This is a genomic window from Bradyrhizobium sp. BR 10261, from assembly GCF_019455395.1.
Classification (GTDB): Bacteria; Pseudomonadota; Alphaproteobacteria; order Rhizobiales; family Xanthobacteraceae; genus Bradyrhizobium; species Bradyrhizobium manausense.
In genome coordinates, this window is record NZ_JACOFQ010000006.1 from 50,661 (window position 1) to 74,059 (window position 23,399).

A 23,399-nucleotide genomic window follows, 5' to 3' on the forward strand; every position below is an offset into this window, starting at 1 on the left:
CAATCCAGAGATGCAGTCTGGATCGACGATCGCGCCAAGGCAAGCTCCGCTCGTCATTCCGGGGCGCGCCTCTTGGCGCGAGCCCGGAATCCATTGATCGGCTGTGCTCGCGGCCCGATGGATTCCGGGCTCGCGCTGCGCGCGCCCCGGAATGACAGTGTGCGTTACGGCTTCACCGGCGCCGGCGGTCTATACGTCTCGGCCTTCCTCTCCACCTTCTCCCTGTCCCCCGCCAGCGCGCGCTGCACGGAGACGAAGAACACAGGCACCATCAGCAACGCCAGGATCACAACCGCGATCATGCCGCCCATCACGACGCTGCCGAGCGCCTGCTGGCTGGCGCCGCCGGCGCCGTGGGCGATGGCCATCGGCAGCACGCCGCAGATGAAGGCGAGGCCCGTCATCAGGATCGGGCGGAAGCGCAGGCGGCAGGCCTCGATCGTCGCCTCCATCAGTGGCTTGCCTTCTTTGCGCAGATCCTTGGCGAACTCGATGATCAGGATCGCGTCCTTGGCGGCAAGGCCAATGATGGTGATCAGACCGACGGTGAAATAGACGTCGTTCGGCAGTCCGCGCAGCATCGCCGCGGCCACGGCGCCGACGATGCCGAGCGGCACGGTGAGCAGCACCGCGAGCGGGATGGTCCAGCTTTCGTAAAGCGCGGCCAGACACAGGAACACCACGAAGACCGACAGCGCCAGCAGGAACGGCGCCTGCGAGCCCGACAGTTTTTCCTGCAGCGACTGGCCGGTCCATTCATAGCCGAAGCCGCGCGGCAGCCTGCCGGCGAGCTTCTCCATCTCGGCGATGGCATCGCCCGAGGTGAAGCCGGGTTTGGCCTCACCCGAGATGCGCACCGCCGGATAATAGTTGAAGCCGGCGATCTGGGTCGGTCCGCGCGACCATTCGACTGTCGCGAAGGAGGAGAACGGCACCAGCTGGCCGCCGCTGTTCTTGACGTTGTAATTGAGGATATCCTCGGTCTTCATGCGGTCGCGGGCGTCGGCCTGCACCACGACGCGCTGCATGCGGCCGCGATTCGGGAAGTCGTTGATGTAGTTCGAGCCGAGATTGGTCGAGATCGTGTTGTTGATATCCTCGAAAGTGACCCCGAACGCGCCGGCCTTCTCGCGGTCGATGACGAGATTGACCACGCCTGCTTCCGGCAGGCCCTCGACATAGACCTTCTGCAGCACCGGGCTGGCATTGGCCTCCGCGATCAGCTGGTCGGCGGCGCGCATCAGGGCGGGATAGCCCTTCTGGCCGCGGTCCTGCAGACGGAACGAGAAGCCGGAGGAATTGCCGAGATTGTCGATCGGCGGTGGCTGCAGCGCCGAGATCTTTGCGTCGCGGATCGATGCTCCGAGATCGCGATTGATGTCGTTGACAACAGCCGCCGCGGAATCCTTCGGCCCGCGCTCCGACCAATCCTTCAAGGTGATGAAGGCCTGCGCGGTGTTCATGCCCTGGCCGGAGAAGCTGAATCCGGTGAGGAAGGTGACGTTGTCCACGCCCGGCCGCTGCGCCAGATATTTTTCCACCTTCTCGATCACGGCCTCGGTGCGGCCATAGGACGAATCCGACGGCGTCTGCACGTCGGTGGTGACAAAGCCCTGGTCGTCGATGGGCAGGAAGCCGCCGGGCAGGCTGACGAAAGCCCAGGACAGGCCGGCCAGCAATGCAGCATAGACCAGCATCAGGCGGCCGGTGCGCTTGAGCGAGAAGCCGACGGTGCGGGAATAACCCTCCTTGCTGCCTTCGAGCATGCGATTGAACCAGCCGAACACGCCCTTTTTCGCGTGGCCGTGGCCGGCGGCGACGGGCTTGAGCAAGGTCGCGCACAGCGCCGGCGTCAATGACAGCGCGAGGAAGGCGGAGAAGCCGATGGCTGCGACCATCGTCACCGAGAACTGGCGGTAGATGATGCCGACCGAGCCGGGGAAGAACGCCATCGGCACGAACACCGCCATCAGCACCAGGGTGATGCCGATGATCGCGCCCGTGATCTGCGACATCGCCTTGCGCGTGGCCTCCTTCGGCGACAGGCCTTCCTCGGCCATGATACGCTCGACGTTCTCGACCACGACGATGGCGTCGTCGACGAGGATGCCGACCGCGAGCACCATGCCGAACATGCTGAGCATGTTGATCGAATAGCCGGCGAGCAGCAGCGTGGTGCAGGCCCCTAACAGCGCCACCGGCACAACGATGGTGGGGATGATGGTATAGCGGATGTTTTGCAGAAATAAGAACATCACCACGAAGACCAGCACCACGGCCTCGAGCAGCGTCGACAGCACCTTCTTGATCGAGGCCTCGACCACCGGCGTGATGTTGTAGGGGATTTCATAGGAGATGTTGGCCGGGAAGAAACGCGACAGCTCCTTCATCTTCGCTTCGACCGCGCTCGCGGTCGCCAGCGCATTGCCGGTCGGCGACATCAACACGGAGAGACCGGCGGTCGGCTTGCCGTTGAGGCGGGTGTTGAACTGGTAGCTGAGGCCGCCGACCTCGATGCGCGCGACGTCGCGCAGCCGCACGGTCGAGCCGTCGGCATTGGCGCGCAGGATGATGGCGCCGAACTCGTCAGGCGAGGACAGCTGCCCCTTGACCAGCACCAGCGCGGAGGTGCGCTGGGTCGCGGTCGACGGCTCGGCGCCGATGCTGCCAGAGGCGACCTGCGCGTTCTGTGCTGATATCGCCTTGTTGACATCGTCGGCGGTCAGGCCATAACCGACGAGCTTGGCGGGATCGACCCAGACGCGAAGGCTGCGCTCGGTCGAATAGAGCGTGGCGCGGCCGACGCCGGGGATACGCCTGATTTCACCGAGCACGTTGCGGATCATGAAGTCGCCGAGCCCGACTTCATCCAGGCTGCCGTCGGTCGAGTTCAGCGTGATGATCTGCAGCACCGCGCTGGAGGCTTCCTCGATCAGGATGCCCTGCTGGATCACCGCGCGCGGCAGGCGCGCCTCGACCCGCTTGATGCGGTTCTGCACCTCGACCGAGGCCGCGCTGGTGTCGGTGCCCGGCTGGAAATTGGCCGTGATCTCGACCTGGCCGAGCGAGTCGCTGGTCGATTCGAAATTGAGGATGCCGGAGGCGCCGTTGAGCTCCTCCTCGATCAGGCGCGTGACGCTGTTGTAGAGGTTTTCCGGCGAAGCGCCGGGATAGCTCGTCGAGATCGAGATCGAGGGCGGCGCGATGATGGGATATTGCGCGATCGGCAACAGCGGGATCGAGATCGCGCCGATCAGACAGATGAACAACGCGACCACCCAGGCGAAGATCGGCCTGTCGATGAAGAAGCTCGGCATTTGCCGCTTTACCCTTGTTGTTGTGTTAGCCCCTCATGGTGAGGAGCGCGGAACGCGCGTCTCGAACCATGAAGGCCGCGGCTCTCTCCCGCGGCCATCCTTCGAGACGCCCGCTTTCAGCGGGCTCCTCAGGATGAGGGTCGACGACCCGCGCGGCGCTCCGGAGTTACCGAGTGAGCTTGAGCGCGTGCCTGTTGTCTGCGCTCGCCTCGGCCTCGGACCAGGACTGCGGCTTGACCTTGTCGCCGGCCGCGAATTTCTGGAAGCCTTCGACCACGACCTTGTCACCGGGCTTGAGGCCGTCGGTGACGAACCAGACGCCGTCCTGCACCGAGCCGGTGCGAACAGGCTGCACCGCGATGCGGTTGTCGTCCTTGACGACGAACACCTCGCTGCCGCCGCCGCCATTGCGCTGGACCGCCTGCTGCGGCACCGCGATCGCATCGGAGTCCAGGCCCTGGTCGATGCGAACGCGGACATACATGCCCGGCAGCAGCTCGCGCTTGGGATTGGGGAATTCGCCGCGCAAGGTCACCTGCCCGGTATGGGCGTCGACCTTGGCCTCGGAGAACAGCAGCTTGCCGTCGAGCCCATAGACGGAGATGTCGTCGAGCACGAGGCGCACCTTGACGGCATCGGATTCGATGCGATCGAGGTCGCCGTTCTCGAAGGCGCGGCGCAGCTGATTGAGCTCGGTCACCGACTGGGTGAAGTCGGCATAAATAGGATCGAGCTGCTGCACGGTGGCAAGATTGGTCTCGTTCTGCACGACGAGCGCCCCTTCGCTGACGAGGGCGGCGCCGACGACGCCGTCGATCGGTGCGCGCACGGTCGCATAGTCGAGATTGAGTTTTGCCCGCGCGAGATCGGCCTTGCGGCCCTCGACTTCGGCCTGGGCCTGACGCTCGGCGGCGATGGTCTTTTCGTTCTCGGCTTCGGGGGCTGCACGCTGGCTGGTCAGCGTCGCGATGCGGCGCGCCTGCTGCTGCGCCTGCATCAACGCGGCTTCGGCCTTGGCAAGCGCGGCCTCATTGGCCATGACCTCGACCTCGAACGGACGCGGATCGATGCGATAAAGCGGATCGCCCGCCTTCACCTCGCTGCCCTGGCGGAACAGCCGCTCGACCACGATGCCCGACACGCGAGGACGCACTTCCGCGACGCGCGTCGGCGAGATCCGCCCCGGCAGCTCGCGCACCACGGCGCGCGGTTGTGGTTTAACCATGACGATGCTGACGTCGGGTTCGGTGGCTTGCGCAGCGGAGACGGCGGAGGAGGATTCATCGCAAGCAGCAAGCAGCGGCGCAAGGGCCGCGAGCATGATTGCAACGCATGCCGATCGCGCTCGAAGTCCTGACATGAAATGGGGTGCCCCAAGATTGTTGAAACTACGCCCCGCGCAACGCCCGTTCTTGGCAATCCTGCGCGGCTGCTGCGGTCAAAATAGAATGCGCGTGTTGCGACGCAACGCATGGCGCGGGCGGCTCAATGTCACATCCGCTATCCCGCTGAGTTCAGGTTGATTTCTGGGACTCACCGGATTGTGAGTCTGGTTCCACCGCTCGCGCGCTGCGACAGAACATCGCAATTGATCAGCGGTCCCTAGAATTTTTGAACCGTCATCCTGAGGTGCGAGCCATGCGGCGCAAAGCGTCGCATGGGGAGAAGGATGAACGGCCGAGATGCAGCCGGGCCGTCGCCCTTCGAGGGCCGCTGAAGGAGCGGCCGCCTCCAGCGACAATGGCTTCGCCATTGCGCGGGGGTGACGGTTTGGTTGAGCGTGCCCGCGGCGTGAAGCTGCTTAGGTTTAGCTGTCCGCCGCCTTCATCCGGTAGTGGCTGATACCCCATTCCGTGCCGTCGGCATAGCCGAACAGGCCTGCGGTGGCGAGGAAGAACCAGCGCCAGCGGCGCATCCACAAGCTCGTCTCGTCGCCGTAGACGTTGCGCAAGACGGCTTCGATCGTGTCGCGATGCGCGTCGAAATTGGCGAGCCAGTCCATCGCTGTGCGCTGATAATGGGTGCCGCTCCAGCGCCATTCCTTCTCGATCTGGAAGATGTCGGCATATTGCCTGACGAGCTGATGGCTCGGCATCACGCCGCCGGTGAAGAAATGCTGCGCGATCCAGTCCTCGCGATTGGCGCGGTCGAATACATAGGAGCCGGCGCGATGGGTGAAGATGTGCATGAAGAAGCACCCATCGGGGGCGAGCCATGAGCGCACGCGCGTCATCAGCTTGCGCCAGTTCATCATGTGCTCGAACATCTCGACCGAGACGATGCGGTCGAACTGGCCCTCCGGCGCGAACACGTTCATGTCTGCCGTGACCACGCGCAGGTTCAAAAGGCCGCGGCTCTGCGCGACGTCCTCGATATAGGCGCGCTGGCCTTGCGAGTTCGACACCGCGGTCACCTTGGCATGCGGAAACTGCCGCGCAATCCACAGCGACAGCGCGCCCCAGCCGCAGCCGAGCTCGAGGATGGTCTGGCCGTCGGCGAGGCCGGCATGCGCGACGGTCTGGCGCAGCGCCTCTTCCTCCGCCTCCTGGAGCGTGGTCGCATCCGTCTTGTAGAAGCAGGAGGAGTATTTGCGGTTCGGGCCCAGCACCTGCGTGAAGAAGCTTTGCGGCACTTCGTAATGCTGGGTGTTGGCGGCGTCCGTATGCTCGGCGATCGGCCGCAGCATCATCTTTCCGGCGAAGGCGGCATCGTCGGCGGCCGTGTGCGCGGCGAGGCGCGTTGCGGTGCGCGAGCACAGGCGCTGGATGGCGGCGCGAACCACGAGATCCGGCAGCGGCACGCGTTCGGCAGTCCCGATGATCGTGGACATGACGCTCATGCGGCCATTCCCTCTCGCGGTGGCAACGGAAAGAACATGCTGGTTTGGGATTGATAGGCGCGGTAGTGCTCGCCGCGCGATCGCAGCATCTGCGCTTCCAGAGGCGGGATGCCGGTGACGTGGACCAGGATCCAGTACATGAACACAGGCGCGAGCAGGCTGGCCCAGCCCCAGGGGTAGCCGGCCGCAAGGCCGATCACGGGATAGGCGAGCCAGCCGAACCATTCGAAGAAATAGTTGGGGTGACGCGACCAGCGCCACAGCCCTGTCGCGCAGACCTTGCCCTTGTTGGCAGGGTCGTGCCGGAAGCGGCGCAGCTGCGCATCCGCCAGCGCCTCACCGGCGATGGCGATCAGCAGGATCGCAGCTCCCAGGACGTCCTGACTGCGCAGGGCTGGCGCGGGGACATGCGCGGCAACGAAAATCGAAAATACCAGGGGCACCGAGCCCAGCGCCTGGTTTTGCAGGAAGATGAACATCCGCCGGGGGGCATTGAGGCCCCACTCCGCGGCAAAGGCGGCGTAGCGGGGATCGTCGGTGATGCCGGCGGTGCGGATCGCGATATGGGTGCCGAGCCGGAGCGACCAGATTGCGACGAGGCCGGCGACCAGCCATTGCCTGATATTGGACCCGTCGCCCGCGAGCGGCCACAGCGCGCTGACGGCGCCGACCAACCCGACCGCAAAGGTCCAGATCGTGTCGACCCAGCCGGAATTGCCGCTGCGCTGCTGCACAACCCAGGCGAATGCCATCAGGACCGCGAGCGAGAGCGCGATGGAAGCCAATCCCCCAAGAAAAATCGCCATGCAAAAAATCCGACCTAAGCCTGTGGAATGCCGAAGTTTTGCAAAATACGTGGATATCAAAGCCCGGTTTCAGCGTTGGGTTCCGCGCGCCTTCCCGAAATCCGCACATCCGGCGCTTTTTTTGCACCCCGCCTGTGCCATAGTGCGGAGGCAAGCAAGCTTCGTAATGGATGATCCCGGCCATGCCGTCAGGCGCCTCGCCCCGCTCCACCATCGACATCGAATACACAAAACTGTCCTCGCCCAGCGTCTTCCTGGTGCGGATGCTGGTCTTCCTGGTGCTGTGCACGCTGGTCGGCGTGGTGCTCTACAAGCAGATCATCCTGGCCTTCTTCGCCAATCCCGGGCTGAACGCGCTGATCGGGGCCGTGCTGTTCATCGGCATCGTGCTGGCCTTCCGCCAGGTGATCCGGCTCTATCCTGAGGTGTCCTGGGTCAATAATTTCCGCATCGCCGACCCGGGCCTCGCGCCGGCCCGGCACCCGAAACTGCTGGCGCCGATGGCGGCGATCCTCGGCGGAGAGCGCTCCGGGCGGATGTCGATCACGCAGACCACGATGCGGCATCTGCTCGATTCGATCGCAACGCGCCTCGATGAAGCCCGCGACATCTCCCGCTACATGACGGGCCTGCTGGTCTTCCTCGGCCTGCTCGGCACCTTCTGGGGCCTGATCGAAACGGTCGGCTCGGTCGGCAAGGTGATCGACGGGCTCAAGGTCGGCGGTGATGCCGGCGCCCTGTTCGACACGCTGAAGGAGGGCCTCGCCGCCCCGCTCGGCGGCATGGGCATCTCCTTTTCCTCATCGCTGTTCGGCCTCGCCGGCTCGCTGATCCTCGGCTTCCTCGATCTGCAATCGAGCCAGGCGCAGAACCGCTTCTACACCGACCTCGAGGACTGGCTCGCCACCACCGTGCGGGAATACGGCAACGGAGAGGTCGCCGCCGTCGCGAGCACTGGCGGCGGGGTCGCGAGCGGCGAGCTCCAGGCCGCCGTCGAACGCCTGCGCTCCGTGCTCGAGGAAGGCAGCGCCAGCCGCGGCACCACCGCGGCGATGGCGAGCCTTGCCGAAGCGATCCAGGCGCTGGTCTCGCATATGCGGACCGAGCAGCAGATGATCCGCGAATGGGCCGACGGCCAGGGCGAGCAGAACCGCGAGATCCGCCGCCTGCTGGAGCGCATCGCGCGCCAGCCCGAGAAGAGTTAGGCAATCAGGATTTGAGAGGCGAGCATGGCTCTAGCCCGCGGCCGCCGCAGCGAAGGCGCCTTCAACTACTGGCCCGGATTCGTCGACGCGCTGTCGACGCTGGTGCTGTCGATCGTGTTCCTGCTGTCGGTGTTCCTGGTCGTGCAGTTCTTCCTGTCGCAGGAGGTCACCGGCAAGGATAAGGCGCTGGAGCAGCTCAACGCCAGGATCGCCCAGCTCACCGAGCTGTTGTCACTGGAGAAGCTCGGCAAGCTCTCGCTCGATGATCAGGTCTCGCAGCTCAGGGCCGGCCTCGCCTCGGCCGAGAGCGAGCGCGACCGCATGAAGGGCCTCTATGAAGGCCTCGCCAATGCCGGCAACGATGCTCAAGGCAAGACCACCGAGCTCGGCAAGGCGCTCGAGTCGGAAAAGGCCGTCTCGGCGCGGGCGCTGGCGCAGATCGAGGTGCTGAACCAGCAGATCAGCGCGCTGCGCCGGCAATTGGCCGCCCTCGAAGAGGCGCTCGATGCATCCGAGAAGCGCGACAAGGAATCGCAAAACCGCATCGCCGATCTCGGCTCACGCCTCAACGTCGCGTTGGCGCAGCGCGTGCAGGAATTGTCGCGCTACCGCTCCGAGTTCTTCGGGCGCCTGCGCGCCATTCTCGGCAACCGTCCTGACATCCGCGTGGTCGGCGACCGCTTCGTGTTCCAATCCGAAGTGTTCTTCGACACCGGACAGGCGACCCTGCTGCCCGAGGGCAAGGCCGAGCTCGACACCGTGGCGAACGCGCTGATCGAGCTCGACAAGAAGATCCCGGCCGAGATCGCCTGGGTGCTGCGCGTCGACGGCCACACCGACGTGCGGCCGGTCAACGGTCCGAACTTCAAGTCGAACTGGGATCTGTCCGCGGCGCGTGCGATCTCGGTGGTGCAATATCTGATTTCGCTCGGCGTGCCGGCCCAGCGCCTGGTCGCCGCCGGCTTCGGCGAATTTCAGCCCCTCGACACCGCCAACACCGAAGAGGCCTACAAGCGCAACCGCCGCATCGAGCTGAAGCTGACGGAGCGGTAGTGAGCGCGCTCCACCTTCGTCCCTACGCGGACGCCGACGAAGCGGCGGCGATCGACCTGTGGCACCGCACCTGGCAGCAGGCCTATCCGCAGATCGACTTCGCCGCGCGGCTGGCCTGGTGGCGCGAGCGCTGGCGCAAGGATCTGGTGCCGAAGGCCCAGATCATCGTCTCGGAACAAGATGGCACGCTGACCGGTTTCGTCACCATCGACGGCGATGGTTATCTCGACCAGCTCGTGGTCGACCCCGATCATTGGGGCTCGGACGCGGCGAGGCTGTTGGTGGACGAAGCAAAACGCCTGTCACCATCAGGCGTCACGCTGCTGGTGAACAAGGACAATGCCCGCGCCATCCGCTTCTACGAGCGCAACGGCTTCGCCCATGCCGGCGAGGACGTGAACCCGACATCGGGACGGCCGGTGCTGAAGATGGCGTGGCGGCCGTGACCGATGTCACGCAAAGGCGCAGCGTGGGTTGCTAATGTCGCAATCAGCAAACTGATGGAGAGGATCAATGCGGCTGAGCGATCTGGCCAAAGGGTCTTCGGTCTTTCTCGGCGTCATCGTCGCGGGCTATGTGTCGACTGTGTATGTCGACCAGCGCCTGGCTTCGCCGCCCAAGGCAGCAACCGAGACGACAGGTTCGCCAGCGCCAACGAACAGCCCTGCTCCGACCGACAACCCGACGCCGGCCAACGGCGGATCGGCCTGTATCGGCGAGGGCGGCAGCTGGAAGAACTGGCCGTGGCCGAACGTGCCGATGGGCTCGCCGAAGTGCCCGTGAGAATCGGTCGGGTGCGAAGCTGCTTCAACACGCTCCACTGTCATTCCCCCCGCACAGGCGGGGAATCCAGTAGGCCGCGGCTTGTCGGCTGATCACTGCTGTCACAGAGTACTGGATCACCCGCTTTCGCGGGTGATGACACTGTGGGTGGCAAAAGAGCCGGGTCTCACGCGCCCTCGAACTGCAACCTCGCGAGCCGCGCATAGAGCCCGTTCGCGGCGACGAGCTCGGCATGCGTGCCCTGCTCGACGATCTTGCCCTGGTCCATCACCAGGATGCGGTCGCACGACAGGACGGTGGCGAGGCGGTGCGCGATGACGAGCGTGGTGCGATGGGCCATCAGCTCTTCGAGCGCGGTCTGCACCAGCGTCTCGCTTTCGGCGTCGAGCGCGGAGGTGGCTTCATCGAGCAGCAACAGTGGCGCGTCGCGCAGGATGGCGCGGGCGATGGCGATGCGCTGGCGCTGGCCGCCGGACAGCGTCACGCCGCGTTCGCCGAGCGGGGTATCAAAACCTTCAGGCAGGCGGCGGATGAACTCAGAGGCATGCGCGAGGTCGGCGGCACGCTCGACCTCGGCGTCATCAGCATCGGGCCGGCCGAAGCGGATGTTTTCGCGGGCGCTGGCAGCAAACACATTGGACTCCTGCGGCACCAAAGCGATGCGGGAGCGGAAGTCGCGCGGATCGGCTGATTTCACCGGCACGCCATCGAGCGAGATCGAACCGCCCTTGGGATCGTAGAAGCGCAGCAGCAGATGGAAGATCGTGCTCTTGCCGGCACCGGACGGGCCGACGATCGCAACCTTCTCGCCGGGCCGCACCGCAAACGACACGGCATCGAGCACGTTGACGTCGGGCCGCGCCGGATAGGCGAAGCTGACACGATCGAAGCCGACCTCGCCGCGCCCCGGCACGGGCAGTGCGCGCGGCGATGCGGGCGCGGCGATCTCGGGCTTCACGTGCAGGATCTCGAACAGACGTTCGGCCGCGCCTGAAGCCGCCGACACCTCGCCCCAGACCTCGCTGAGCTGGCCGAGGCCCGCGGCCGCGAAGGCCGCATAGAGCACGAACTGGCCGAGCCGGCCCGGCGTGATCGCGCCCGTCAGCACGTCATGCGAGCCGATCCAGAGGATGCCGACCACGCTTGCGAACACGATGAAGATGACGATGGCGGTGAGAACCGCGCGGGCTTGCGTGGAGGTGCGCGCTGCCTCATAGGCCTGCTCCACCTCGCCGCCAAAACGTTTCGCGGCGAGCCCCTCGCTGGTATAGGCCTGCACGGTGCGGATCGCGCCGACCAGCTCACCGGCATAGGCTGAGGCTTCGGCCAGCGTATCCTGCGCGTTGCGCGACAGCCGCCGCACCCAGCGCCCGAACGCGACCAGCGGCAGCACGATCAAGGGGATCGCCAGCAGCACGAAGCCCGAGAGCCGCGGGCTGGTGATCACCATCATCGCGGCAGCGCCGAGGAACATCATGAGATTGCGCAGTGCGATCGACACGGAGGCGCCGACCGCGGATTTGATCTGCGTCGTGTCGGCGGTGAGCCGCGACACCAATTCGCCGCTGCGCGCGGAATCGAAGAAAGAGGGCGACAGCGAGAGCAGATGCGCAAACACGTCGCGCCGGAGATCGGCGACGATGCGCTCGCCGATCGTCATCACGAGGTAATAGCGCGATGCACTCGCCAGCGCGAGCACGGCGACGACGGCGATCATCACCGAGAAGTAGCTGTTGATCATCGCGATGCCTTCGGGCGTCAGCCCGAAATCGATCATCCGGCGCACCGCGACCGGCACCAGCAGCGTGGTCAGCGCCGCGATCGTCAACGCAACGAAGGCCAGCACCGCCCGGCCGCGATAGCGGGCGACGTAGGGCGCAAGCGCCAGCAGCGGCCGCAGCCTGGCCCGGCCCTTGGCCGGCTGTTCGATCAGCTCGGCTTCGATCGACGGGGCCTCGGTATGCCCGGTTTCAAGCCGTTCAACTGCGCTCATTAGAATCCGACCAAAAGAGAGACGTAGGCTCCACATAGGCCCCGGCACGGGGCGAGGCAAATCCGGGATGTACCGTAAGGGACGGCCCGGTTCTCAAGTCCCCACAATGGCTTGTTTTCAGGGGGCCAGCTTGTCTTTAGGGGGTCTCTGGGGTATAGACCCCGCCAAATCCGTCATTCGATAGTCACTCAAGCCGGGCGCCGGGCGCCCTAGGAATTGCCATGAAAGCCGAAATTCATCCGGATTATCATACGATTAAGGTCGTCATGACCGACGGAACCGAGTACCTGACCCGCTCCACCTGGGGCAAGGAAGGCGACACGCTGAACCTCGACATCGACCCGAAGTCGCATCCGGCCTGGACCGGTGGCTCTACGCAGATCATGGACCGCGGCGGCCGCGTCTCGCGCTTCCAGAAGAAGTTTTCGGGCTTCCTCAAAAAGGATTGATCCCGGCCGGCGAAGGCTGGAGACGAAAGCGCCCCCGGCAGACCGGGGGCGTTTTTGTTTGTGGGGGCAGTCGTCAATCAAGACCGAGATTTCGAAGGGTGGGCAAAGCGAAGCGTGCCCACGAAACGGTTATCGTGATCCTCAATCAGAGATCGTGGGCACGGCGCTTTGCGCCTTTGCCCACCCTACAAGAGTGGGGCTTGCCTCTGAGACCTTACCGCTCGAACGCGGCCTTCAATGCGTTGAGGTGCGGCACCAGCGGGTTGCCGATCGCGATGTGGTCGGCCGGCGGAGTGTGAATAGAGGTGTCGAGCCGGCGCACGCGGGCCTGCAAGCTCATCGAGCGGTGGATCAGATCCTGCAGCTGCGTCGGCAGTTTCTCGATGGTGTCGGCGGGGCCGGGATCGGCGGCAGTGAGCTTGACCTTGGTCTTCTCGCGGTTGGCCTGAACCAGCGTCATCTCGCCTTCCTTCACGGCGCGATGCAGCAGCAGCCATGAGGCGAGTTGCATCAGGCGCGTGGTGAGGCGCATGCTCTCGGTCGCGTAAGTGAGGCTGACGGCACGGTCGAGCGCCTTGGCCTCGGTACGGCCGGCACCGTCGAGATAGGCGGCAGTCTCTTCGACGAGATCCATGCCCTCGCGGAACAGGGCGCCGAACGCCGCAGAATTGGTGAACCGCTCGCTGAGTTGAACGAGAGCGCCGTCGGCCTGCAAACGTTCCATGGTTAACGCCCCTTACGCAACTGTTTACCTGTCCGGCTTTGGCGCCGGCTTATGATGAACAAATCATTGCGCGGGGGGATCGCGGAGTCCAGCGGCAAGCACGGATATGGTTTCCGCGCGTCATTCCGAGGAATTCAACCGGGAATGGAGGCAAAAAAAGAGCCGCCGGAGACCGGCGGCTTTGAAAGTTGATAACAGGGAGGCGTCAAACAGAGTGGACAGGAGCCACTCGGTGTCCAAACGAGGACGGTTCCAGTCATAAACTCGAAAGCTTAATTGGGAGTAAACGAACGAATTTTTTGAGGGTTCGTTAGGCATGTCGGCCAGTGGCCGAGCGAGGAAGGGTCGCGGCTCTCTCCGCCGTCATGGCCGGGCTTGTCCCGGGCATCCACGTTCTTCGTCGCTATTGGAAACGTGGATGGCCGGGACAAGCCCGGCCATGACGCGTCGAAGCAGGTGGCTCTCCTGACTACGTCTTGAAAAAACTGTTCGCCGCATCGCGCGAGGCGCGCTTCTTGGTGGCGGCTTCCTCCAGCCTTGCGATCTCGGTCTTGAGCAGGGCAACGCGCTCGGTCAGTTCCTCCACTGACAAGAGTGAGAGATCCTGTCCGATCTCGTGGGTGACCTTCTTGCGCGGGCGGTCGTCGTCTTCCATCGGCATCGTCGTTCCTCCTCTCGTCCGCGGACCGGACCACACCGCTTGATACCGGCTTGGGCGGTTGCCAGCCAAGACCGCGCTGGCTAATCAAAGGCCTCGTTTCCCTCGCACCTTTGCTCAAGGACACATCATGGACAAGCTGCCAGCGCAAATGACCGTGGTCGCCATCTCCAAGCCTGGTGGACCGGAGGTACTGGTGCCGGAACAACGTCCCGTTCCGCAACCCGGTCCTGACGAGATCCTGGTCAGGGTGATGGCCGCCGGCGTCAACCGGCCCGATGTGGCGCAGCGCTCCGGCGCCTATCCGCCGCCGCCCGGCGCCAGCGACCTGCCCGGCCTCGAAATCGCAGGTGAAGTGGTCGCGGTCGGCAGCAACGCCAAGCGGCACAAGATCGGCGATTTCGTGATGTCGCTCGTCGCCGGTGGTGGCTATGCGCAGTACTGCATCGCACAGGACGCCCAGGCCATGAGCGTGCCGCCGGCGCTTTCGATCCAGGAAGCCGGCGCGCTGCCGGAAACCCTGATGACGGTCTGGCACAACGTGTTCGAGCGCGGCGGCTTGAAGGCCGGCGAGACGCTGCTGATCCATGGCGGCTCCTCCGGCATCGGCACCATGGCGATCCAGCTCGCGAAGGCGTTCGGCGCAAAGGTGTTCGTCACCGTCGGCTCGCAGGACAAGATCGACGCCTGCCTCAAGCTCGGGGCGGATCGTGCGATCAATTACAAGACCGAAGATTTCGTCGCTGTCGTCAAGGAAGAGACCGACAAGGTCGGCGTCAACCTGATCCTCGACATGGTCGCCGGCGACTATGTCGACCGCAACTACGACGCCGCTGCCGTCGACGGCCGCATCGTCCAGATCGCGACCCTCAACGGCCCGAAGGTCAGCGTCAACATCGCCAAGGTGATGGTGAAGCGGCTGACCCATACCGGCTCGACCTTGCGTCCCCGTAGTAATGCGGACAAGGCGGCGATGGTGGCTGCCATTGAGGCGAAAGTGATGCCGCTGCTGCGCGAAGGACGGGTCAAACCACTGATGGACAGCGCCTTCCCGCTGGAAAAGGCCGCCGACGCCCATCGGCGCATGGAGACCTCAGCACATATTGGCAAAATTGTGTTGGAGGTCTAGGCCGCAGGCCCAGCAAACCGGGCGGAAACCCTTTGATTTTCCTCGCTTTCGTGGCATCTATCGCGAATGCCGAACCACTTCCGTCCGGCCTGAAATCGTCCTTACGTACCAGCCTTGCGTGCCGTTCTTGCACTCAGAGTTTGCGTCCAACGCGGAGAACTGACCTTGCGTCTGATCAGGTGCCTCGCGCCCATCGCGCTGGGCCTCATGATTCTTGTCGCCGCGTATCCCGCGCGCGCGCTTGACGCCGTCAGCGTCCGCGGCGACGCGCCCGCGATCGATCTCACCGGTGTGCTCGAGCATCAGCGCAGCGACGCCGATCGCATCCAGGTCTCCACTGCGCCCGGCACCGACGGCATCGTCCGCCGCATCGAGGTGCGCGCGCGCGAGGGCGGCCAGAACTGGGTGGTGTTCGCGCTCGCCAACAACACCGACGACCAGCTCGACCGCCTGATCGTCGCCCCGCATTACCGCATCGTCTCATCGGGACTGCTGTGGCCAGACCTCGGCCTGTCGCGCATCGCAACCATCACGCCGTCGATCGGCGACCGGCCGGAACGGCAGGAAAGTGCGACGGCCGACGTATTCCGCATCACGCTCGATCCCGGCGCCGTCGTCACCTTCGTCGCGGAACTACGCACCGACAAGCTGCCGCAGCTCTATCTTTGGGAGCCGGAAGCCTACAAGGACAAGGTCAACTCCTTCACGCTGTACCAGGGCATCGTGATCGGCATCTCCGGCCTGCTGGCGCTGGTGCTGACCATCCTCTTCGTGGTGAAGGGCAGCATCATGTTCCCGGCCGCGGCGGCGCTGGCCTGGGCGGTGCTGGTCTATATCGGCGTCGATTTCGGCTTCTGGGGCAAGGTGCTCGACATGTCGAACAACGCCGAGCGCATCTGGCGCGCGGCGGGTGAAGCGATCCTGGCGGCGACGCTGCTGGTGTTCCTGTTCGCCTACCTCAATCTCAGTCGATGGCATGTGCGCTACTCGCACATCACGGTGGGCTGGCTCGCCTTCCTCGGCTCGCTGGTGGCGCTGGCGCTGTTCGATCCGGCCGTCGCCTCCGGCATCGCGCGCATCTCGCTGGTGTTGATCGCCTTCGCCGGCTTCGCGCTGATCGTCTATCTCTCCACCCACGGCTTCGATCGCGCGGTGCTGCTGATCCCGACCTGGTTCCTGCTGGTGGTCTGGGTGGTCGCAGCCGGCATGACGGTCGCCGGCTCCGTCACCAATGACATCGTCGGCCCTGCCCTGCTCGGCGGCCTCGTGCTGATCGTGATGCTGATCGGCTTCACCGTCATGCAGCACGCCTTCGCCGGCGGCGGCGCCAGCACCGGCGTCGTCTCCGACATCGAACGGCGAGCGCTGGCGCTGGCCGGCTCCGGCGACCTGATCTGGGACTGGGACGTTTCCGCCGACAAAGTTTTTACCAGCCCCGAGACGGAAGCCCTGCTCGGACTGAAGCGCGGCACGCTGGAAGGCCCAGCGGCCTCCTGGCTCGAGGTGCTGCATCCGCTCGACCAGGACCGCTTCCGCGCCGCGCTCGACAGCGTGCTCGACCAGCGCCGCGGCCGCCTGGTGCAGGATTTCCGCCTGCGTACCCCCGACGGTCACTTCATGTGGTTCGCGCTGAAGGCGCGCCCGGTGGTCGGCTCGGACGGTGAGGTCTCGCGTGTGGTCGGCACGCTCACCGACGTCACCGAGCTGCGCAACGCCGAGGAACGCCTGCTGCACGATTCCGTGCACGACAACCTCACCGGCCTGCCGAACCGCAAGCTGTTCATGGACCGCTTGGGTGCCGTCGCGCATTTCGCCAAGTCGATGCCGACGCTGCGCCCGACGCTGATGGTGATCGACCTCGACCGCTTCAAGCAGGTCAACGATTCCGTCGGCATCGCGGTCGGCGATTCCATCCTGCTGACGCTGGCCCGCCGCCTCACCCGCATCCTGAAGCCGCAGGACACGCTGGCGCGGCTCGCCGGCGACCAGTTCGGCCTGATCCTCTTGTCGGAGCAGGACCCGGCCCGGATCACCAATTTCGCCGAGACCATCCGCAAGACCATCCGCGCGCCGATCGCCTTCAACGACCGCGAGATCTTCCTGACCGCCTCGATCGGCATGGCGCTGTCCGATCCGCAGACCCAGCTGACGGACGAGATCATCAAGGACGCCGAGCTTGCGATGTATCATTCCAAGCGCATCGGCGGCGACCGTATCGACGTCTACAAGCCCGCGATGCGGGCGCGGAAGACGGACCGCCTGACGCTGGAAAGCGAGCTGCGCCGCGCCATCGAACGGCAGGAGCTCACGATCCTGTATCAGCCGATCGTGCGGCTGGAGGACCGTTCGGTCGCGGGTTTCGAGGCCTTGGCGCGCTGGGATCATCCCAAGCTCGGCCGCATGGCGCCGTCGGAATTCATCGCCATCGCGGAAGAGACCGGCCTGATCGTCGATCTCGGCATGTTCGTGCTCGACCAGACCGCCAAGCAGCTCTCGGTCTGGCAGCGCGCGATGCGGTCGCGCGAGCCGATCTTCGCATCCGTCAACGTCTCCTCGCGGCAGCTGCTGCGCCACGATCTGATCCACGATATCCGCACCGTGCTGTCGCGCTCCTCGGTGGCACGCGGCACGCTGAAGCTGGAGCTGACGGAATCGCTGGTGATGGAGAATCCGGAGCACGCCGCGCAAATGCTGACGCGCATCCGCGAGCTCGGCACCGGCCTGTCGCTCGACGATTTCGGCACCGGCCATTCCTCGCTCGCCTATCTGCAGCGTTTCCCGTTCGACACCATCAAGATCGACCAGTCCTTCGTCCGCACCACCAATCGCGGCACGCGGCCGGTGATCCTGAAGTCGATCATCGCGCTCGCGCATGATCTCGGCATGGACGTGGTGGCGGAAGGCGCCGAGACCGATTCCGACGCGGTCGAGCTGTATCAATTGGGCTGCGAATACGCGCAGGGCTTTGCCTTCGGCGAGCCGATGGACGCGGATGCCGCGATGCGCCTGCTGACGGAAGTGCGGCTGGAAGCGGCGAGCTGAACGTTCAACACGCGAGGTGCCGTAGGGTGGGCAAAGGCGCACTTGCGCCGTGCCCACCATCCAGGAGACGTGGGCACGCTTCGCTTTGCCCACGCTACGATACTTAGGATACGCGCGGCCTCTCGTTGTCGGCGCGCGCGAACGCATTCCGAGAACATTGACCTGGATCAATGCCGTCTCCGATCCGGGTGCACCGAATGTTGCGCCAGTCGGAGGAAGGTCCAATGCGCCCATTGGCTTTGACGATTTTGACCACAGGCATGGTCTTAACAGCAGGGCATGCTCGGGCTCAGACATATGATCCGGCTTTTCCCGTTTGTCTGTACGTCGTCGCTTTCGGCGCTACCCCCTACTATCGATGCAGCTACCATACGATGGACGAATGCAGGGCATCGGCCAATGGTCAGATGTGCGTCCTCAACCCATACTATGCTGGTGCGACGGCGACGATCAAAGGAAGATCGGCCGCACACGCCAAGACCAGATCGTACGTGCCACCCAAGTCACCGATCCGCTCCCGGTCCGCACCGTACAATCAATCCAGTGAACCGTATTACGGAGCTTCCCAAGGTTACGCTCCTGGCGAAAAGCAACAATTTCTCGAGAGCGTGAGACGAAGCCTGTAGAGCAGGATGTCTTAGTGCGCGGTGCCGTAGGGTGGGCAAGGGCGCACTTGCGCCGTGCCCACCATCCAGAGGACGTGGGCACGCTTGCGCTTTGCCCACCCTACCAGACCGTTGGATGTGGAGAGACAGTCAGCCCCTCACCTCCGCCCGTCCTTCTTCCGCTTCGTGAACCGCACGCTGGCGCCATCCGGCATCCGTGTCGCGACAAATCCCGCGGCGAGGCAGGCTTCGCGTTGCGGCATCTTGATATCGGGACTGCGCAGGCTGTCCCACCATGACGCACGGTTGGCCGCGCGCGGCAGGGCTGCGCCGATGATCTCCTCGATCTGCTCAAAGCTCAGCACGAATTCCGTCTGCTTCTGCCGCAGCAGATAGTCACGTAGCGCGTCGTAGTCGTTCACATCAGTCCTCTCGTCCGAAGCCCGGATCCAGCCGATCAGGCCTGCCGAAAATCGTCAGCCGGATAAACCAATCCTTAACTCATCGCGGCAGTGCCGTCGCGGCTTAAACACTACGCAAGATTTCAGGCGCATCCACTAGTATCGGGAGCAAAGGATGCTGTCTGGATGGCGCGAAGCCACGGCCCGCCGGCCCTGGCGCATGTCGGCAAAGCTGTTGATCATCACGTCGGTCGTGACGGTGATCGGCTTTTCCGCCATTTGCGTCAACGTCGTGCTGGACATGCGCCGCGGCGAAGAGGCGCTGGCCCGCCAGACGCTGGAAAACCTGGCCACCTCGATCGACGCCGACATCAGCCGCAACATCGATATCTACGACCTGTCCCTGAAGGCGGTCGTCAACAACATGCTGCTGCCGGAAATAGCCACGGTGTCGAGGCCGATCCGGCAGCTCATCCTGTTCGATCATGCGACCACGGCACGGCATTTCGGCGCCATCCAAGTGCTCGATGTCGACGGCGGACTGAGCATCGATGCCTCGACACTGGATCCGCAACCAGAGAACCGCGCCGACGAAGAGTATTTCAGGGTTCATCGCGACAACCCGGGCGTCGGACTGTTCATCAGCCGTCCGATGCTGTTCCGCGGCGCCTTCTCGATCGTGCTGAGCCGGCGCATCAGCGATAGCGACGGCGGCTTCATGGGGGTCGTCGCCGGCTCGATCCGCTACACCTATTTCCACGAACTGTTCGAGCGGCTGAGCCTCGACTCCGACGACACCATCACCGTGCTCAAGCGCGACCGCACCATCATGATGCGGCGACCGTTCGATCTCGACATCATCGGCAAGAATCTGGGAACGCAACGGGACTGGAAGCCCGAAAATCTCAAGGCCGGCGGATCCTACGCCGGAAAAGGGCCGGTGGATGTGACGCCGCGCCTCTACGTGCGCAGCAGCGGCTCCGGTCCGTTGTTTGTCGTGGCAGGCAAGCCGCTGAGCACCGTGTTCTCATTGTGGCAGCGGGAAGCGCTGCGCATCGGCGCCGTCGTGCTGATGCTTTCGCTGTTCGTGCTGGGCTCGGCCATCGTGCTCGCCCGCGAGATCGGCCGGCGCGCGGATGCCGAAAGCAAGCTCGAGGAGATGGCGACGACCGACGCGCTCACGGGCCTGCGCAACCGCCGCAAGTTCGACCAGGTCATCGACATGGAATGGCGGCGCGCCATGCGCCAGAAGACGCAGCTCGCGCTGCTGATGATCGATGCCGACCATTTCAAGGCCTACAACGACACGTTCGGCCACCAGGCCGGCGACCAGGTGCTGGTCGGCATCGCCATCTGCATTTCGGACTCGGTGCGTCGCGCCAGCGACTGCGCCGCGCGCTATGGCGGCGAGGAGTTCGCCGTGCTGCTGCCGAACACGTCGGCCGCCGACGCGTTCAAGATCGCCGAGACCATTCGCGCCAAGGTGCTGGGCTGGTCCGATGGCGGCGCGGGATCGACCGTCTCCTGCGGCGTCGCCAGCCTCGCGCCCACGGCCGGCATGGATTGGGCCGTGCTGGTTGCGGCCGCCGACAAGGCGCTCTATGCCGCGAAAGCCGGCGGGCGGAATCAGTCGGTGGTGGCGAGCTTGCCGCAGCTGTCGCTGGTGGCGTGAGGCCCGGCTCTCTCCTCGTCATTGCGAGCGAAGCGAAGCAATCCAGACTTTCTCCTCGGATGCAGTCTGGATTGCTTCGTCGCCAGCGCAAAATTGCTTCGCAATTTTGTCGCGGGCTCCTCGCAACGACGAGAGGCTGCCTACTGCCCCAGATACTTCTTCATCTCAGCGATCAGCCCCTCGCGCAGCTCGGGGCGCTTGAGCGCATAGGCGATGTTGGCGCGGAGGAAGCCCGGCTTGGAGCCGCAATCATGGCGCTCGCCCTCGAACTCGACGCCGTAGAACTTCTGCGATTTGGAAAGGCCGATCATCGCGTCGGTGAGCTGGATCTCGCCGCCGGCGCCGCGCTCCTGGGTCTCCAGAATCTTGAAGATCTCGGGCTGGAGAATGTAGCGGCCGGTGATGGAAAGGTTTGAGGGCGCGGTGCCCTTGGCCGGCTTCTCGACCATGCCATCGACCTCGAACATCTTGCCGCTGCGTTTTCCGACGCCGCAGATGCCGTATTGATGGGTGAGATGGTCGGGCACCGCCTCGACCGCGATCAGGTTGGACTTCTCGCCGAGCGTCGCAGCCGTCTCGATCATCTGCTTCAGGCAACCCGGCGTGTTGAGCACGAGCTCGTCGGGCAGCACCACCGCGAACGGCTCGTTGCCGACGATGTCGCGCGCGCACCAGACCGCGTGGCCGAGACCGAGCGGCGCCTGCTGGCGGGTGAAGCTGACGGCGCCGGCTTCCGGCTGGTTCTGCGCCAGGATTTCCTGCTCGGTCTTCTTGCCGCGTGCGGCAAGCGTAGAGTCGAGCTCGAACATCCTGTCGAAATGATCCTCGATGACGTTCTTGTTGCGGCCGGTGACGAAGACGAAGTGCTCGATGCCGGCTTCCCGCGCCTCGTCATAGACGTACTGGATCAGGGGCTTGTCGACGATGGTGAGCATTTCTTTCGGCATCGCCTTGGTGGCGGGCAGGACGCGGGTGCCGAGGCCGGCGACGGGAAATACGGCTTTGCGGATTTTCATGTGATCGATCGAATACCTTGGCACGCGCGTGAAAGAAGCAATGGGATCTTGCTAGCCGTTTTGCAGCCGGTAACAAAGGCGGATGTTGGGCTCCGTCTCCGAGAATTTGCGAAAAAGGTGACCAGCAAAAATTCACCTTTGTTAAGATATTGGCAACCGTAACGAGGCCTCCTGATGGCGGATTTTCGGCCGACGAGTGGGATATGAGACGATTGGTGACAACGGTAACATCAACATTGGCCGGCGCAACAATGCTTGCGGCCAGTCTGCTGTTCCCTGCGCAGGCCCAAGCACAACAGGGGCAAAATGGCCTGTCCAACCTGTTTGGCGGTATTTTCTCCGGCTCGAACCCGCAGCCGTCGCAAGCCCCGCCCGGCCCTGGCGGTGTCCAACCGTGGTCTGGCGAGGACGGCGCCTCCGGCCATCCGCTGATGACGGCGGCTGCGATCCGCGAGGCGGCCGGCAATTTCGACAATTGCGTTGCGGGGATGTGGCCGGATGCCGCACGGCGCGGCATCACGCAGGAGAATTTTCAGCGCTTCACAGCCGGGCTTACGCCCGATCTGCGCATCATGGACCTGATGGATTCGCAGCCGGAATTCTCGAAGTCGATCTGGGACTATCTCGACATCCTCGTGAACGACAACCGCCTCGCCAAAGGCAGGGAGATCCTCGTCCAATACAAGGCGCAGTTCGACGCGACCGAAAAGGCCTATGGCGTCGATCGCTATATCATCGCCGCGATCTGGGGCATCGAGTCCAACTATTCGACGCAGATGGGCGACCGCAGCGTGCTGCAATCGACCGCGACGCTCGCCTGCATCGGCCGCCGCCAGGCCTATTTCAAGGACGAGTTCCTCTCGGCACTGGAAATCCTCAACCGCGGCGATCTCAGGCCGGAGCAGATGCGCGGCTCCTGGGCCGGCGCGTTCGGCCCGACCCAGTTCATGCCGACCGCGTTCAAGCGCTTTGCCGTGGACGGCGACGGCGACGGACGGCGCGACGTCGTCGACAACCCGACCGACCTGATCGCCTCGACCGCCAACAATCTGAAGAAGGACGGCTGGCAGAGCGGCCAGAGCTGGGGCTTTGAGGTCGTGGTGCCTCAAGGCTTCAACTACATGCTGGCCGACCGCGCCAAGATGATGACGCTGGCGCAATGGGAGAAGCTCGGGCTGAAGCGGGCGACGGGCCAGCCCTTCCCGCATCCGGCGGAGAAAGCCTATCTGCTCGCGCCCGCAGGCGCGCAAGGGCCGGGCTTCCTGATGCTGCAGAACTTCCGGGTCATCATGAAATACAATCCCGCCGAGGCCTATGCGCTGGCGATCGGCCATTTTGCCGACCGCCTGCGCGGCGGGCAGCCCTTCGTGCAGCCCTGGCCACGGCAGGAACGGGAGCTATCGCGGACCGAGCGGCTGGAACTGCAGCAGTTGCTGGCCCAGCGCGGCTTCTACAAGGGCACCCCGGACGGTCAGTTCGGCGGCCAGACCCGGGATGCGCTGCGCAATTTCCAGGTCTCGATCGGGCTCCCTGCCGACGGATTTGCCACCTCCGACGTGCTGGACCGGCTGCGCGGGCGGTAAAAACGGCCCGAAAGTAACCCTGAGCGGCGATTTCGTCGATCCGCGGTGCATTGCCCCAAGAATCTGCAAGAGAATCTGCAAGAGAATTTGCCCGTTTGGCGCCCGATTCCGTTATTATAACGAC

General features: G+C 64.5%; 19 protein-coding genes. 10 read left to right on the forward strand and 9 right to left on the reverse strand.

Annotated elements, in window-relative coordinates; translation table 11 throughout:
- Positions 1–164 precede the first annotated feature (164 nt).
- The 4 genes from HYH07_RS08475 to HYH07_RS08490 all read right to left on the reverse strand — a co-directional run bounded on the left by HYH07_RS08475 (position 165) and on the right by HYH07_RS08490 (position 6,962).
- On the reverse strand, positions 165–3,317 hold the full coding sequence (locus HYH07_RS08475) for a multidrug efflux RND transporter permease subunit (protein WP_220002079.1): 3,153 nt from the start codon (positions 3,315–3,317) through the stop codon (positions 165–167).
- A gap of 166 nt (positions 3,318–3,483) precedes the next feature.
- Positions 3,484–4,677 carry an efflux RND transporter periplasmic adaptor subunit gene (locus HYH07_RS08480; RefSeq protein WP_220002080.1) on the reverse strand — a complete coding sequence of 398 codons (1,194 nt, stop codon included), beginning with the start codon at positions 4,675–4,677 and terminating at the stop codon, positions 3,484–3,486.
- Positions 4,678–5,124: 447 nt separating this feature from the next.
- Complete coding sequence (locus HYH07_RS08485; RefSeq protein ID WP_220002081.1) at positions 5,125–6,156, reverse strand: cyclopropane-fatty-acyl-phospholipid synthase family protein; 1,032 nt, start codon at positions 6,154–6,156, stop codon at positions 5,125–5,127.
- Entirely contained in the window at positions 6,153–6,962 is an 810-nt protein-coding gene (locus tag HYH07_RS08490; RefSeq protein ID WP_220002082.1) for a DUF1295 domain-containing protein, read from the reverse strand. Before HYH07_RS08490 ends, HYH07_RS08485 begins: the two co-directional genes overlap by 4 nt.
- A gap of 182 nt (positions 6,963–7,144) precedes the next feature.
- Here HYH07_RS08490 and HYH07_RS08495 point away from each other — a divergent pair, with 182 nt between their 5' ends.
- The 4 genes from HYH07_RS08495 to HYH07_RS08510 all read left to right on the forward strand — a co-directional run bounded on the left by HYH07_RS08495 (position 7,145) and on the right by HYH07_RS08510 (position 10,003).
- Positions 7,145–8,167, forward strand: a complete 1,023-nt coding sequence (locus tag HYH07_RS08495) for a hypothetical protein (protein WP_057759893.1) — start codon at positions 7,145–7,147, stop codon at positions 8,165–8,167.
- 24 nt (positions 8,168–8,191) lie between these two features.
- Complete coding sequence (locus tag HYH07_RS08500) at positions 8,192–9,220, forward strand: peptidoglycan -binding protein (protein WP_057759328.1); 1,029 nt, start codon at positions 8,192–8,194, stop codon at positions 9,218–9,220.
- The gene (locus tag HYH07_RS08505; protein WP_220002083.1) at positions 9,220–9,666 is read left to right on the forward strand and encodes a GNAT family N-acetyltransferase; all 447 of its coding nucleotides are present in this window, start codon (positions 9,220–9,222) and stop codon (positions 9,664–9,666) included. Before HYH07_RS08500 ends, HYH07_RS08505 begins: the two co-directional genes overlap by 1 nt.
- A gap of 67 nt (positions 9,667–9,733) precedes the next feature.
- Positions 9,734–10,003 carry a hypothetical protein gene (locus tag HYH07_RS08510; RefSeq protein ID WP_220002084.1) on the forward strand — a complete coding sequence of 90 codons (270 nt, stop codon included), beginning with the start codon at positions 9,734–9,736 and terminating at the stop codon, positions 10,001–10,003.
- A 166-nt stretch (positions 10,004–10,169) separates the two neighbouring features.
- On the opposite strand, the gene HYH07_RS08515 is transcribed toward HYH07_RS08510, so the two are convergent.
- A complete protein-coding gene (locus HYH07_RS08515) occupies positions 10,170–11,996 on the reverse strand; it encodes an ABC transporter ATP-binding protein/permease (protein WP_220002085.1) in 1,827 nt (608 codons plus the stop codon).
- 221 nt (positions 11,997–12,217) lie between these two features.
- Here HYH07_RS08515 and rpmE point away from each other — a divergent pair, with 221 nt between their 5' ends.
- Positions 12,218–12,445, forward strand: coding sequence for a 50S ribosomal protein L31 (rpmE, locus tag HYH07_RS08520; protein ID WP_028182497.1), 228 nt, complete (start codon positions 12,218–12,220; stop codon positions 12,443–12,445).
- 214 nt (positions 12,446–12,659) lie between these two features.
- Here the strand turns inward: rpmE and HYH07_RS08525 are convergent, their stop codons facing one another.
- Together HYH07_RS08525 and HYH07_RS08530 are read right to left on the reverse strand one after the other, a co-directional pair.
- On the reverse strand, positions 12,660–13,169 hold the full coding sequence (locus HYH07_RS08525) for a DUF1465 family protein (RefSeq protein ID WP_220002086.1): 510 nt from the start codon (positions 13,167–13,169) through the stop codon (positions 12,660–12,662).
- A 469-nt stretch (positions 13,170–13,638) separates the two neighbouring features.
- Complete coding sequence (locus HYH07_RS08530; protein WP_220002087.1) at positions 13,639–13,830, reverse strand: DUF1192 domain-containing protein; 192 nt, start codon at positions 13,828–13,830, stop codon at positions 13,639–13,641.
- A gap of 127 nt (positions 13,831–13,957) precedes the next feature.
- Between HYH07_RS08530 and HYH07_RS08535 the strand changes: the two genes are divergently transcribed.
- The 3 genes from HYH07_RS08535 (at position 13,958) to HYH07_RS08545 (ending at position 18,624) form a co-directional block, all read left to right on the forward strand.
- Positions 13,958–14,956 (forward strand): NAD(P)H-quinone oxidoreductase, encoded by a 999-nt coding sequence (locus HYH07_RS08535; RefSeq protein WP_220002088.1) that lies wholly within the window; start codon positions 13,958–13,960, stop codon positions 14,954–14,956.
- 165 nt (positions 14,957–15,121) lie between these two features.
- The gene (locus HYH07_RS08540; protein WP_220002089.1) at positions 15,122–17,998 is read left to right on the forward strand and encodes an EAL domain-containing protein; all 2,877 of its coding nucleotides are present in this window, start codon (positions 15,122–15,124) and stop codon (positions 17,996–17,998) included.
- 224 nt (positions 17,999–18,222) lie between these two features.
- Positions 18,223–18,624 (forward strand): DUF3551 domain-containing protein, encoded by a 402-nt coding sequence (locus HYH07_RS08545; protein WP_220002090.1) that lies wholly within the window; start codon positions 18,223–18,225, stop codon positions 18,622–18,624.
- 137 nt (positions 18,625–18,761) lie between these two features.
- Here the strand turns inward: HYH07_RS08545 and HYH07_RS08550 are convergent, their stop codons facing one another.
- Positions 18,762–19,025 (reverse strand): hypothetical protein, encoded by a 264-nt coding sequence (locus HYH07_RS08550; RefSeq protein WP_057759341.1) that lies wholly within the window; start codon positions 19,023–19,025, stop codon positions 18,762–18,764.
- A gap of 154 nt (positions 19,026–19,179) precedes the next feature.
- Here HYH07_RS08550 and HYH07_RS08555 point away from each other — a divergent pair, with 154 nt between their 5' ends.
- On the forward strand, positions 19,180–20,676 hold the full coding sequence (locus tag HYH07_RS08555) for a diguanylate cyclase (protein ID WP_220002091.1): 1,497 nt from the start codon (positions 19,180–19,182) through the stop codon (positions 20,674–20,676).
- 140 nt (positions 20,677–20,816) lie between these two features.
- Here HYH07_RS08555 and HYH07_RS08560 read toward each other — a convergent pair whose 3' ends face one another.
- Positions 20,817–21,692 (reverse strand): UTP--glucose-1-phosphate uridylyltransferase, encoded by an 876-nt coding sequence (locus HYH07_RS08560; RefSeq protein ID WP_220002092.1) that lies wholly within the window; start codon positions 21,690–21,692, stop codon positions 20,817–20,819.
- Positions 21,693–21,943: 251 nt separating this feature from the next.
- On the opposite strand from HYH07_RS08560, the gene HYH07_RS08565 reads away from it, so the two are divergent.
- A complete protein-coding gene (locus HYH07_RS08565; protein WP_228749322.1) occupies positions 21,944–23,275 on the forward strand; it encodes a lytic murein transglycosylase in 1,332 nt (443 codons plus the stop codon).
- Positions 23,276–23,399 lie beyond the last annotated feature (124 nt).